14 protein-coding genes are annotated in these 13,769 nt (G+C 32.8%); 10 read left to right on the forward strand and 4 right to left on the reverse strand.

Translation table 11 applies throughout. The annotated features are described in order from the left end of the window. Window positions 1-261: 261 nt before the first annotated feature. The 3 genes from T335_RS0100530 to T335_RS0100540 all read left to right on the forward strand — a co-directional run bounded on the left by T335_RS0100530 (window position 262) and on the right by T335_RS0100540 (window position 2,683). Window positions 262-636: a RidA family protein gene (locus tag T335_RS0100530; protein WP_026475794.1), complete on the forward strand. Its 375-nt coding sequence runs from the start codon at window positions 262-264 to the stop codon at window positions 634-636. Continuing rightward, a complete protein-coding gene (locus tag T335_RS0100535; RefSeq protein WP_026475795.1) occupies window positions 627-1,511 on the forward strand; it encodes an SPL family radical SAM protein in 885 nt (294 codons plus the stop codon). Before T335_RS0100530 ends, T335_RS0100535 begins: the two co-directional genes overlap by 10 nt. 83 nt (window positions 1,512-1,594) lie before the next feature. Beyond that, window positions 1,595-2,683, forward strand: coding sequence for a hypothetical protein (locus tag T335_RS0100540; protein WP_026475796.1), 1,089 nt, complete (start codon window positions 1,595-1,597; stop codon window positions 2,681-2,683). 182 nt (window positions 2,684-2,865) lie between these two features. Here T335_RS0100540 and T335_RS0100545 read toward each other — a convergent pair whose 3' ends face one another. Beyond that, a complete protein-coding gene (locus tag T335_RS0100545; protein ID WP_026475797.1) occupies window positions 2,866-3,384 on the reverse strand; it encodes a hypothetical protein in 519 nt (172 codons plus the stop codon). Continuing rightward, window positions 3,356-4,420: a hypothetical protein gene (locus T335_RS0100550; protein WP_026475798.1), complete on the reverse strand. Its 1,065-nt coding sequence runs from the start codon at window positions 4,418-4,420 to the stop codon at window positions 3,356-3,358. Before T335_RS0100550 ends, T335_RS0100545 begins: the two co-directional genes overlap by 29 nt. Window positions 4,421-4,569: 149 nt before the next feature. Between T335_RS0100550 and T335_RS0100555 the strand changes: the two genes are divergently transcribed. The 4 genes from T335_RS0100555 (at window position 4,570) to T335_RS19510 (ending at window position 8,450) form a co-directional block, all read left to right on the forward strand. Then, window positions 4,570-5,484: a hypothetical protein gene (locus T335_RS0100555; RefSeq protein WP_034327365.1), complete on the forward strand. Its 915-nt coding sequence runs from the start codon at window positions 4,570-4,572 to the stop codon at window positions 5,482-5,484. A gap of 229 nt (window positions 5,485-5,713) precedes the next feature. Continuing rightward, complete coding sequence (gene ltaE / locus T335_RS0100560; RefSeq protein WP_026475800.1) at window positions 5,714-6,754, forward strand: low-specificity L-threonine aldolase; 1,041 nt, start codon at window positions 5,714-5,716, stop codon at window positions 6,752-6,754. Window positions 6,755-6,764: 10 nt separating this feature from the next. After that, the gene (locus T335_RS0100565; protein WP_026475801.1) at window positions 6,765-8,084 is read left to right on the forward strand and encodes a replication-associated recombination protein A; all 1,320 of its coding nucleotides are present in this window, start codon (window positions 6,765-6,767) and stop codon (window positions 8,082-8,084) included. Between the two features lie 96 nt (window positions 8,085-8,180). Beyond that, complete coding sequence (locus T335_RS19510) at window positions 8,181-8,450, forward strand: DUF3343 domain-containing protein (protein WP_034327368.1); 270 nt, start codon at window positions 8,181-8,183, stop codon at window positions 8,448-8,450. 18 nt (window positions 8,451-8,468) lie between these two features. On the opposite strand, the gene T335_RS0100575 is transcribed toward T335_RS19510, so the two are convergent. After that, window positions 8,469-10,055, reverse strand: coding sequence for a hypothetical protein (locus T335_RS0100575; RefSeq protein ID WP_026475802.1), 1,587 nt, complete (start codon window positions 10,053-10,055; stop codon window positions 8,469-8,471). A 133-nt stretch (window positions 10,056-10,188) separates the two neighbouring features. Here T335_RS0100575 and T335_RS0100580 point away from each other — a divergent pair, with 133 nt between their 5' ends. Both T335_RS0100580 and T335_RS0100585 read left to right on the forward strand, forming a co-directional pair. Beyond that, window positions 10,189-10,794 (forward strand): hypothetical protein, encoded by a 606-nt coding sequence (locus T335_RS0100580; protein ID WP_242837232.1) that lies wholly within the window; start codon window positions 10,189-10,191, stop codon window positions 10,792-10,794. An 84-nt stretch (window positions 10,795-10,878) separates the two neighbouring features. Next, window positions 10,879-11,544, forward strand: a complete 666-nt coding sequence (locus T335_RS0100585) for a hypothetical protein (protein WP_051569050.1) — start codon at window positions 10,879-10,881, stop codon at window positions 11,542-11,544. Window positions 11,545-11,727: 183 nt separating this feature from the next. Here the strand turns inward: T335_RS0100585 and T335_RS0100590 are convergent, their stop codons facing one another. Beyond that, window positions 11,728-12,513: a CAP domain-containing protein gene (locus T335_RS0100590; RefSeq protein WP_051569052.1), complete on the reverse strand. Its 786-nt coding sequence runs from the start codon at window positions 12,511-12,513 to the stop codon at window positions 11,728-11,730. 170 nt (window positions 12,514-12,683) lie between these two features. On the opposite strand from T335_RS0100590, the gene T335_RS0100595 reads away from it, so the two are divergent. Beyond that, window positions 12,684-13,679 (forward strand): glycosyltransferase family 4 protein, encoded by a 996-nt coding sequence (locus tag T335_RS0100595; protein WP_026475806.1) that lies wholly within the window; start codon window positions 12,684-12,686, stop codon window positions 13,677-13,679. Window positions 13,680-13,769: the final 90 nt, after the last annotated feature.

Below are 13,769 nucleotides of genomic sequence, written 5' to 3' on the forward strand. Positions count from 1 at the left end.
ACAAATTACAAAACAAATTACAAAATAAATTACAAAATAAACTACAAAACAAATTACAAAACAAATTACGAAATAAATTTATAAATCAAGTTATAAATCAAGTTATAAATCAAGTTATAAATAAAATGGTAAAATCTAAAAAGATGAAGTATGATCTTAAAAACATCTGCTAAGGAATAAATAGAAATTATTGACAAAAGAACATCAGTTCGATATAATAGCTATAATTATAATAAAATTAAAAAGTTAGGAGATGTTGAGATGATCAAAAGAACCTACAGCCACTGTGGTGATGAAACATGCCCTGCTTGTGTTGTTGCTGGAGAGTATATTTATTTAGCCCATCATGCAGGAGGTCATGATCGGGAGGACATTGTTTATCAAATGGAGGCTAGCTTTAATGCTTTAAAAAGCACCTTAGAATCGGTAGGAGCAACCTTAACTGATTTAGTACAAATCAATTTGTATCTTAGGGATATTAAAGATTTTAGAAAAGCAAGGGATGTCTTTTACCAGTTTTTTGATGGTGATTTTCCTGCAAGAACGACGATTACAACCGAGTTTGTAAATCCAACATGTCTCTGTATGATTGATGGAGTTGCATATAAAAAAACAGGTGTAGGCAAATGGAATTGATAAGTGCAAAGAAATTACTATCACCTTGGCAAAAGGGAGATCATTGGTTTGCTACAAACTACAACTTCAATATCTATAAAGGGTGTAGTCACGGTTGTATTTATTGTGACTCAAGAAGTCAATGCTATCAAATAGAGAACTTCGATGAAGTACGGGGGAAAGAAAATGCTATTGCTATTTTAGAAATGGAATTAATATCGAAGAAGAAGAAGGGAATCGTTGCTACAGGAGCAATGAGTGATCCTTATAATCCGCAAGAAAAGAAGTATGAGCTTACTAGAGGAGCCTTAAAACTTTTAGCTAAATATGGCTATGGTGCTAGTGTTACTACTAAATCAGATCTTGTATTAAGGGATATTGATTTATATAAAAAAATTGCAGAATTTTCTCCAGCAGTAGTACATTTTACAATTACAACAGCAGAGGATCATCTTTGTAAGTTAGTTGAATCTAATGTTACTGTTTCTTCTAAAAGATTTTTAGCTATAAAAAAACTTTCAGAAGTAGGAATTTTTACAGGGGTTAGAATTTGGCCAATATTACCTTTCATTAACGATTCAGCGGAAAATATTAGACAATTGATAAGAATGAGTGCAGAGGCTGGGGCAAGATATGTTAGTCCCTATTTTGGGGTTACCCTTAGACAGAACCAACAAACATATTTCTACCAAGCTTTAGATCGGAAGTTTCCAGGTTTAAAAACAAAATATATTCAGGCCTTTGGTAATCGTTATGAATGTATTTCACCTAATAAAAATCGACTTAATACAATTTTGGTTGAAGAATGTAATCGGTATGGTTTACTTTTTCGAATGGAGGATATTGTCAAGGCTATTAAGGAAAAATACGAGGTAAATCAAATTTCTTTTTTTTAATACAAAGTAAAATTCTCCATTATAGATATTATAGTACTAAATTTCTCTCCTCCTCAATAAGATGATTAAGAGGAGGGGGGAGCATGAATAAAAAAATTGAATTAGAACTTTCTCATGAAATCTATGAAACCCTTAAAAAATCAGCTAAAAGAAGAGGAATGACAGTAGATGACTATATTGAATATCTCTTAAAAGAAGGGCTAGCAAAGGATCAACTAAGGGAAAACAACTTGATTCAATATAAGGATTATATTATTAAAGAATTAGAGACGTTACTAAAGAAGGTTAAGGGCTTATCAAATAGTGATGATAATCCACAAAACAGTAAGGTATTAATTTACTCCTATAAAATGTACAAACATTCATTACCTAAAGACATCGATCAGATCATACAGCACTACAAGATAAGAGGTTGGTTTAATGAAGATTATTTTTACTTTATTCTAGATAAGAAAGGAATCGTTGGGTATATGGGGTTAAGCCTTGAAAATGAAGAATTACCCTTTGGAGAGTACTTTTTTGTCTATAGCCTTCATTTATCTAAAAAATATCATAATAGCCAGAACACAAAGTACATCGCTGGTTTCCTTCAAGCAATTGCTAAAAAATCAAGTTGTCATAGTATTGATATAGCAAGTACATTAACAAACATAGATAGTAAAATTCTTGAAGAGATGGGTTTTATTAAATTTGATAGGGCTCAAATTATTAAAGGGGTAACGAAAAATAAAGAATATGAAGTAATGAAGTGCAACCAACAGAAGATAAAGTTGGAGGAAGTGATCGATAAAAATTATATAAATAGTGGACGTAGTGTGCCTATTCGTTTTTTATATCGGCAATGGTTAGAAAAAGAGGAAGAAGTAGACTTTACTCTTTATAACATGTTACGAAATGGTAAGGAGCTAGAGTATATTGTCGTTTCAGAAAAGATCAATAAGGGAAAAGATGGTTACACTAAGTATACAGTCTTAGTAGAGCCTACATTATTATTTGATGAAGTTTCATTAAAAAGTATCTACCTAACTAAAATGAATAATGTGATGACAAATGAAAAACGAGGAAAAGTTCAAATATCAATGCCAGATGAACTCTTAGAAATAGGAGAATTAATGACAGAAGATACCACAACAGAGGTAACTTGGTATAGAAAGTTAGTGATGCACAACTGAGGCAATAGCCTAATACCATACCATAACGATAAATTGATTAACAACTTATGGAAATTTAAAATTCCTCAACCCATCGTTTAAATGGAAAATAAAATTTATAGTTAAAACTAAAAATTAATAATAAGGGAGGCCCATCAACTAGAGAAGGGTCTCCCTTATTTTATTTCTAATTTGGCATTAATCTATAGAATCGCTAAGATGATTAGAATGAAATATAACATTTGAACATGGTCTTTTTGATTTTGTAATTGTGTCTTCAAGTTAGTATTTTCTAAAGTAAGTTTTGATAGGTTAGCTGAAAGATCGGAAACTTTTGTAATATCGTTTTTATACATTTCGTAATTTTTTAGTTCATCTTCTAAGGCTAGGATCTTTTCGGTAGATTCCTGTAATCGAATTTCCAGCGTAGCCAGTTGATTTTCAGAATGGGAAAGCTGTTCTCGTAGATAATTAACATCATTATTTTGAATATTAGGGGCTAGACTTTCTTCCGATTTGAAGACATCTCTTTTTATTAAAGGTGGTTCCTTAACAGGTAGTGGCTCCATCTTAACAGGTGAACTCTTTTCTTCAGCGATTTTGTCAATTTTGTCATTTTTATCCTTTTGATCATTTTTTTCAATAACTTCTGTCTTTGAATCTTTCTTCTCAATAATATTTTTAGGGACAAAGTTATGATTCGTTGGTTGGTACTTCATCATATTGATCACCTCCAAAACCAAGAAATTCAATACTTGGATATTCAGTTCCATACAAGAAATCGCTAATTAAATTATTTTTAAAGTCTGGTTTATTAACACTATAACGGTAGCGCTTAAAGGATTTTGTTTTAGAATTGCTCTCAACTTCTGGTTTGCTCCAATTTTTCCCATAATCGCCACTGGTGACAACTGCTAAATGACTAAATTGTACCCACATGCAGTAAATTTTTTTATTAATAAAGACTAGATGGGGAAAGGAGCAATTCAATTGGGTTGAAAGGGTAACGATATCTTTTTCACTAAAATTAATATTCTTAAAATCAGATTTTAAATATTTTACTGTTAGGCCGTTTTCCTCTTGATAATGGCACCAAACCATATGTAGATAACCATTAAAGTCTATAAAACCATCTAAGTAGAGTTTTCTATCATTACTATTAGTTAACTGTTGAGGTTTACCCCATTGATTATTGGCTGAGTCATAATGAACAATGAATAACTCTTCCTTTTGATTAACAATGGAAGTGTAGAGGATAATAATTTGGTTTTGATAGGACATCACTTTATAAGGGTTAACAAATTTGTTAAATCTCATTGTACAAACATTGTTACTAATCCATGTTTTTTCTTTTTCATCAAAGGTATAGTGGAAAAGAGCGCATCTTTCTTTTTCATTTCCTTGCTGTAAATCATAAAAAATATGAATTTTTTTTCCAATGGTTTTTATTTTAGGATAAAAGATTTTTTCTGATCTTTTTAGCTTTGTAAGTTGGATATTTTTCCAATGTTCTTTAGCCTTATAGTTGTAATATAGATCGCCATCATAATGATAGCTTACGATATGAATTTGATCTTTATCATCAATTTCTATATCGAGACTACTACAACGCTTTTCAAAAACATTTTCTTTGTCAGTCCATTTTCTTTGGTGATTTGAAGATATACAAGATATTTCTTCTTTTTCATTTAGGTAGAAGTTATAGATTTTATCTTTGGAATCATGGATTAGAAATTCATGCTTTCCCGATAATGGCATACGATCACTTCCTAACTAATTTTAGTAAAATATATGCAACTTTTAAATAAAAATTACTCATAAGTAGCACAGATAAGAGGGGGATTACATATTTTACAGTAATAGCAAAATTTTAAATTTATAATCAATAAAAAAAGGAGTTGAATTATATGTCTAAAAAACCTATTGATGTTAGTCCAGAGGCAATAGACGATAGATGCTGTATAGCCGATACTGGCTGTTACTTTGATGGAAGAATGGATAATATAGTTGGAGAATGTATCTTTGTTGATAAGGTTTATGATTCAGTAACATTTAACTTACAAGGATTACAACCAGCTTCTAAAGTGCCTTTTGGCGCATTACCAGCATCCAAGTGTGGTCCAAAGTCTAGAATAGTTAGAGTATTGGATATTAGAAGTAGAAAGTTTTTTAATCCTAAAAACATAAATGACACAAGAAATCTAACGATAACGCCTAAAACTAATCTATCTGGAGCACAATTTGTTACAGATGAAAAGGGCTGCCCAGTAGTTGTACCTGGTCCTGCTGGATTACTACAGTATTTAATTTATACTGATACATCTGATTGTGATGAAGAAGGCTTAGGAACACCAATATTTGGGTCTCAAGAAATTTCTATTACTGGTTCAGTATTAGTTGAAGTTGACGTTGAATACATTGATGCATTAGGAAATATTCAGTTTGCAACTCTAAGGGGAAGAGTACCAGTTAATCAAACCCTAACAAACTTCTTTGAATTATGTATGCCTTCAGTTTTCCTTGGAGCATTCTTACCACAGTTTACTGAATTCTGCAACATATCTTTTATTACTAGATTAGCAACTCAAAGTATTTCAAGAGACATAAACTTTAACCCAGTAACTGGTGAAATTACACTGAACCTAATTGTAGCTTTATGTATTACTTGCGAAAAGAAAATTAAGGTTCCGGTTCAATTATGCGTACTAAGTACTGGATTCTGCGAACAAAGACCTAGAGTTAGACAGATTTGTGGCGATGACTTCCCATCATTATTCCCACCACAGGTTAATGAACCTTTTGTTGGGCCAATAGACTGCTAACTTAACTAAAAAATCTGGTATCTAGACACACTGGTGTTTAGATACCAGATTTTTATTTTCTATGAATAGGTGTTTAGAGACATGTGATATCATTTCCCAGCATAACTAAGAAGGATTGGAAATGAAGGTCCCTTTCAATTATAATAAAAGAAGAGAAGAACAACTGATAAAAAAATGTTAAGTGATAGTGTTTTAGGAAACTGCGTAAATAAAAGGAGGTAGTGGCGTTATGAACACTCAACAAATATTTGATTTTAGAAGTGATACAGTGACCCATCCAACAGAAGAGATGCTTAAGGAAATTGTAAAGGCTCCATTAGGGGATGATGTTTATGGTGATGACGAAACAGTTAATCTGTTAGAGGCAAAAACAGCCGAATTAATGGGAAAGGAAGGGGCCTTATTTGTTCCATCAGGAACAATGGGGAACTTAATTGCTGTACTAGCCCATACAACACCTGGACAAGAGGTTATTTTGGAAGAGAGTTGTCATATCTACCTATATGAAGTCGCAGGAATTGCAAGAATTGCAGGTGTACAAGCTAAACCGATAAAGGGGAAAGACGGCATGATCTTAGCCAAGGATATTGAGGGAGCCATACGCCAAGAGAATATCCATTTCCCAGAAACAGGTTTAATTTGTTTAGAGAACACCCATAATATGGCGGGAGGGGTTGTTTTACCTTTAGAAGAAATGAGAAAAGTATATGAGTTGGCTAAAATAAAAGAGATTCCCCTACATATAGATGGTGCTAGAATTATCAATGCCGCCCATCATTTAAAGGTAGATGTTAAAGAGATTACTCAATATGCTGATTCTGTCATGTTCTGCCTGTCAAAGGGTTTAAGTGCACCAATCGGAAGTATGCTGGTTGGTACGAAAGATTTTATAAAAAAAGCTAGAAAACTGCGTAAAATGCTAGGGGGCGGAATGAGACAAGTGGGGATTATAGCAGCTGCAGGGTTAGTTGCCTTAAGGGATCACAGCCAATGGATGGAAGAAGATCATCTGAATGCTAAAAAACTAGCATTTGGTCTAAATCTTATTGATGGCGTAAGGGTTAATTTAGATAAAGTACATACAAATATCCTTATGGCAGACATTAGTGAAACAGGCTTTAATGCATATGATCTAGTTAATAGAATGTCTGAAAAGGGTCTCTTAGTTAATCCTAGAAATGAAAGATTAATTAGATTCGTGACCCATCGAGGAATAAATAATAGGGATGTAGAGGCCGCCATTAAAATTGTAAAAGAAATATTAGCGTAAGGGTGAGGAAATGAATTTATTTGATATGGTAAAAGAAAATACTTTGGTACAAAATGCACCGTTGGCAGAACGGATGAGGCCCCAAAGTATAGATGAAATTGTCGGGCAGGAACATATTTTAGGTGAGAATAAATTCTTATCACGTTGTATTAAAGCCAAACGAATTCCATCAATCATTCTATATGGACCTCCAGGTACTGGAAAGACAACCATTGCTAAAGTTATAGCTAAAGAATTAGAAATAGAATTCTTTCAATTGAATGCAGTAACTTCTGGTGTTAAAGAGATCCGTGAAGTAATAAAAGAAGCTGAAGAACTGCTAGGAATGTATCAAAAATCAAGTATTTTGTTTATTGATGAGATTCATCGCTTTTCAAAAAGTCAACAGGATGCATTATTACCCCATGTAGAAAGTGGCTTAGTTATATTAATTGGTGCTACTACAGAAAACCCATACTTTCAGGTTAATGGGGCTTTACTGTCAAGAACGACTGTATTAAAGCTAGAACTGATGGAGCAAGAAGACTTAATTGAGCTTATGAAACGAGCGATTGTCAATGGGGAGAGGGGTTTAGGCAATCAATCGGTGGAAATTACTGATGAAGCACTAGAGCATATGGCCAACGTGGCAAATGGAGATGTAAGAAGGGCCTTAAATGCCTTGGAAATTGCTGTGCTGAGTACACCCTTTAATAAGGATATGAAAATAGTAATAGACTTTGAGGTTGCGCAAGAATCAATACAAAAGAGGGCAATCCAATATGATAAAAATGGCGATCAGCATTATGATGTAATCTCTGCCTTTATAAAAAGTATACGAGGCAGCGACCCCGATGCAGCCCTCCACTATTTAGCAAAGATGATTTATGGTGGAGAAGATCCAGAATTTATTGGTAGAAGACTAATTATATCAGCTTCTGAAGACATCGGTAACGCCGACCCTATGGCCCTACAGATGGCATTATCAGCCCATGAAGCTGCCCGTATTATCGGACTTCCAGAAGCTCGTATCATTCTAGCCCAAGCAACCACCTATTTAGCTTCAGCCCCAAAAAGTAATGCCGCCTATATGGGGGTTGATATGGCCTTAAGAGATGTTGAAAAAGTCCAGACCACTGTCCCCTTACATTTAAGGGATGCCCATTACGGTGGAGCAAAGAAATTAGGCCATGGAAAGGATTATCTCTATGCCCATAACTATGATCATAACTATGTAGCGCAACAATATCTTCCAGATCAATTAATGGGAAAAAGATACTATGAGCCTACTTCAAATGGCTATGAAAAGAAAATTAAAGAGCACATGAAATTTATTAAAGGACAAGCGTAGTAAATTTAAGTATACATTAATTATTGATAGGCACAAGAAAAATCCCCCCATCATATAGTAATATATAAAGTTTACTATATGATGGGGGGAATTAAGATGGAAACGGTATATTATCTTGCTGTTTTTGATTCAAAAAACCATGCTATTTTTCTACAGCAGCATTTAAAAAGAAACAAGATCAGTGGATTTGAAATGGTATCAACTCCTTGCAAAATAAAGGCAGGTTGCAGCTATTCAATTAGATTTACAGATATAGATCAAAGAGAGATTTTAATTAAAGAGGCCGCTAAACTTAAAATAAAGATCGCAAGTTTTTATGAGATCAATCGATCCTATGGAAGACGAATCCTTAACAAATTATCTTAAACAAGGCTGTTATTTTCTTTATCTGAAGATATTTTTCAATTTAGAAACAAAACTAGATTGTAGCGTTGGAATCTTCATTACTTTGTCTTCTAATTCTAGTAATTGCTTTTTAAACTGAATCATTTTATCTTCCATCGAATAAATCTTTTTCTGAAAATCATCTAATTCTTTTTGAAGTATAAATTGTTCGTTTTCAATCGAATTAAGATCTTCGTTTAAATGTTGTAAAGTGTTTTGAAATTGTTGGAAAGAAGAGGACTTAGCTGGGTCCTCTTCTGCATGTAGAGGATCAGTTTCAATAAATTTTTTGGCCTCTTCAATTTTTTCTACTTCTAAAGCCATTCTATTAATATATTCCTGTACTTCCTGAACTAGTACCTTTAAATTTTTATCTAAGCTAATCTCCTGTATCTTTTCTTCAGAGACTTTATTATTGATAGGTTCAGTTTTTACAATTTCAATTTCTTCTTCTTTTATAGTATCGACTACTTCTTCTATGACTTCTTCAATTACTTCTTCTACTACTTGAGGTTGTTCTTCTATTTTAGGAGGATCTTTTTTAGCAATTCCTTTAAATATGCTGGCTCCTATAACAGAAATTGTATCGGTAATTTCCCCATATACCTTATTAATTGCATTTGTCAACCTTTCTTGAGAAGCATTTGAAGAAAACTTAATTAAATTTGGGCTAAGCATATCTGTTAAAATTTCTTTTGATGCCTGCCAACTCTGACCAAAATCCTCTGAAAAAACCTCATTTATACGGTTATTCTGTTTGCTAAAGACCTTAATGATAGCACCTTCTTGAAGCAATATCGGAGATAGATTATTTGAATTAGGATTTGACAGATTTTTTACACCAGACCATTTGGACTTAAAGTGATTGATATTTACTTTACGTTTATGTTTGAGGGTAAAGTTGTTATCTTCAATTGTACACCATACTAAATGCAAGTTATCACTTCGATCAATTAGTACATGAGGATGGCTATGATCCTCATGAAGGCTAGAGATAATCTCCCCATTGCTCCATTTCGTATTGAAGATATTAAAGAAGCTGTAATATAGCTGACTATTCTTTGTGTGTAATACTTTATAAACTAAATGTAGATTTCCTATGCTGTCAACATCCACTTGAAAAGGACTTGCATATTTACCAGGTAGGTAAGTTGTGACAGTAATTTTTTTTATGCTTTTATCATTCCAATACATATGTTCAATAGAGGATATTGCAGGATTAGTAAAATTTGTCTTATTACATAAAACGTGGGTAATCTTATTTTTCAGAATAAGAACTAAGTTACGATATACATTGGACTTAATATCTAGTTTTGCGATTTGACGATGATTCCACTGATCATTTTGTAAGATATAGTAATTCATCAGACCTTCACCTGTTATGCAGACAAGATGTATGTAATCACTTCCATCAATTGATACAGCAAAATCCAGAATAGATGTAGCAGTTAAAACTTCCTCTTCTAGAAATACATTTTCCTCTGTAAAGATTTTAAATGCTATTGTCCTATCTTTTGTTAAATAAAAATAGTACCCTAAGTTTGTCTTTGTTTTGATCAAATAGGACTGAGGAGAAGGTAATTGCATGGTACTCACTTCCTTTTATAAAAATTTTTTTAGAAAATTAATCACCATTGTTGACTTACTCCATACTATGATATTACTAGCAAATTTATTATTCTTTTAGCGTTCTTATAGTAATATGCAAGGGGGGGATAGTATGGATTTTCCAGATTTTAAAGCTGAATGTGTGATGGTAAACAAAGTATATTTCAGTTGTCAGCAAAGAGAATGCTTTGAAGATGTTTTTGTACCTCTACCTGATAGTGGTAAATATGAATTTATAGACATTACCTTTAATCAGGGTAAAATTATTAAAAATACACTGGACATAACCCCTATTCCAAATAGGCCAAACTTTAGTCGAGTCCGATTTAGAATAAGGATAACTTTTACATTAAGAGTAAGGGAAATATGCGATGAAAAAAACATTTTAGCAATTAGAGGAGAGTTACCAGAAATACAAAAAGACATTATTATGTTCATGCCTGAAGCTAGAAGTGAATTTAAATTTAAGATCATCCTAGAAACTGCATCACAAATATTAACAGAACCTGTACAAGAAGAAAGATTTTTTACTTTTGCAGCCGGAACATTTTTAATTGTAAAGGCAGTGGGAAGAGTGCAATTATTAGTTCCTGCCTATGGTTTTTGTCCCGAACCAGCAGATTGTGAAGAGTTCTTACCTGATGATGTATGTATAGATTTTGATGATGCACCATTTCCTAATTTCTTTCCACCTCAGCTTGAGGATCTTGAAAATTAAGACCATATAAATTTGTAACACAATTTTATCAACAACATATATTGGTAGCATAGAAATAAATAGTAAAAGTAAGGAGGTAAAATTATGTCAAATCATGAACCGAATCCAGGGGACGTTATTACATTACAAAATGATCCATACTTTCCAGACTTCAAAGCAGAATGTATCATAGTTGATAAGGTTTATTTTAGTTGTCAGCAAAGAGAATGCTTTGAAAGGATAGCTGTAGCCCTCCCATGTGGAGACGAATTCAAATTTCTTGATATCACCTTTAACCCAGGAGAAATAGTTAAGAATACATTATCCATAACGCCAATTCCCAACAGACCTAATTTTAGTAGAGTACGTTTTAGAGTAAAAATTACATTCAACGTAAGATTAAAAGTTAAGGGCGAAAAAGGTAAAGTCATTAGTATTGCAGGAGAACTTCCAGAAATTCAAAAAGACATTATCATGTTTATCCCTGAAGCAAGAGATGAATTTAAGTTTAAAATTGTAATTGAAACAGCATCTCAAATTTTGACAGAGCCCCTTGTTGAAGACGGATTCCTTGTATTTGCTGTAGGCGTATTCATTATAGTAAAAGTAGTAGGAAGAGTACAATTATTAATCCCAGCATTTGGATTCTGTCCTGAGCCACCAGATTGCGAAGAGTTTTTACCGGATGATGTTTGCATTGACTTTGATGAAGTACCGTTCCCGGATTTCTTCCCACCACAATTAGAAGATATTGAGACGCCACTTTTCTAAAAGCATATAAAAACTGCCATAGGGCAGTTTTTTTGTATAAGAAAGTTGGTTTAAATTTCTTAAGTATGAGAAACAGTTAAAATGATTAAATTCTCCTATATATGCTAAAAAGGGGAAGATCGCTTTATCAAAGACGATCTTCCCCTTTTGTTTCATAATCTTACTTATATTAAAATTTGCTTATTATTTAGAAATAAACATTTGAGTATAGTAACCGTTGTGGATACCGATTCCAATATGAGTAAAATTAGGATTTAAAATATTTTTTCTATGGCCCTCAGAATTCATTAAACCTGTATGGGCAGATTGTAAGCTTTGGGTTCTTGCAATGTTTTCAGCAGCACTTCTATATGAAATTCCAAAAGAACGCATCATATCAAAAGGTGAACCATAAGTTGGTGATTGATGGGAGAAATAATTATTATCACTCATATCTTTTGATTTTACTCTAGCAACATAAGATAGATCTACATCAATTTCCAATGTTCTTAATCCTGCTTTTGTTCTTTCTTCATTTACCATCTGTACCATTTGAATTTCGTTAGCACTTAAAGAATGACGTGCATTACTTGTATTTGATGGTTTCTCTACAGATGGAGCCGGAGCTGGAGCTGGCGTTGGAGCAGGTTTAGGTTCTGGAGCTGGAGTAGGTTCAGGTGTTGGAGCTGGAGTAGGTTCAGGTGTTGGAGTTGGTGTTGGTGCCGGCGTTGGAGTTGACTCTTCAGCTGGTTTATCTTGAGCTTTATTATTTATTGTAATCCTTTGAGTGGTTGTAGTAAAGTTGAAGGGAATTCTTTTAAGAATGTTAACTGTACTCCCATTACTACTTGTGCCATTAATATTGTATACAAATCTTAAGTTACTGTTATTAGTAACTGTAAAGGCACTAGATGTTGCTGTGGTACCCATCAACATTAAAGCAACTAAAGTTGGGACAACTACCTTTTTCGATATTTTATGATTAAGCATCTTATCTCCTCCTTATTTTTATGCTTAAAACTATGATATAGTAATAGGCTAGGCCTTTCAACGCATAAAATATGGTAGTAAAACGAAAAAAAGGCAGTGGTGTTAAATAAAACACAAAGGTATTATGTATTAATAATTGTGTTAAAGTGTTGAAATAAGGGGGACAGACCATGAAAATACTATTTTATGTCAGAGAAGATTATTTGAAGAATTTGGCAGGAGATTCTATCCAAATGCTAAAGACAAAAGAGTACCTAGAAAAACTAGGTATAGATATTACGGTTTCTAGTAATCCAAATGAAGATTTAGAACAATATGATTTAATACATTTATATAATACAATACGAGTACAGGATACTTATAGCTTTTTTATTAATGCCCATCGGTATAAAAAGAAAGTAGTAATATCGCCAATCTATTGGAATTATATCGACTACACCCCTAAGGGAAAATATAATGATCTAGAACAGATTTATTGGAAAGAAGGGGATCGATTAAGGGAAAAAGTTTTAAAAAATGTAGACCGTATTTTACCAAGTGCAGAAATTGAAATGAAGAAAATAAAAGAAATTTTTAATGTACAGACAGATTATACAATAATTCCTAATGGCGTAGATGAAGAATTTGCTAAAGGAGACGGGGAGCTTTTTATTAAAGAACATAAGATGAATGATTTTATTTTGTGCGTAGGAAGAGTTTGCCCCCATAAAAATCAATTAAGCTTGGCTGAAGTAGCAAAAAAAATGCAGTTACCATTAGTGCTTGTTGGTCCAGTTAATGATCTACAATATTTCCATAAATGTATAAAGACCAATTCTAATATAATTTATTTATCAAAAATCAATCATCTGCAGTTAGCATCAATTTATAAAGCAGCAAGAATACATGCCTTAGTAAGTTGGTATGAAATACCAGGTCTGGCTAATCTAGAGGCAGCTCTTGCGGGATGTAATATTGTAACTACTGAAGAAGGCAGTACTAAAGAATATTTTATAGATTATGCAAAATATGTAGACCCAAAGAATATTGTATCTATAGAAGATCGTATTAACGAAGCATGGAATCAGGAAAAAAATCATCAAATAAGTGAATATATTAAGGCGAATTATCTTTGGGATATAGTGGCAGAAAAATTGCTGAAGGTTTATAAAGAATTACTTGAATAACCTGACTCTTATAGTGAAGGAAATTGCGTTAATATAAACTTAGTATTAACTATGCAATTTTCTTAGTTATTTAAAAAAGACTATTCTTTT

It is taken from the genome of Alkaliphilus transvaalensis ATCC 700919 (assembly GCF_000621485.1).
In the GTDB taxonomy this organism is placed as follows: domain Bacteria; phylum Bacillota; class Clostridia; order Peptostreptococcales; family Natronincolaceae; genus Alkaliphilus; species Alkaliphilus transvaalensis.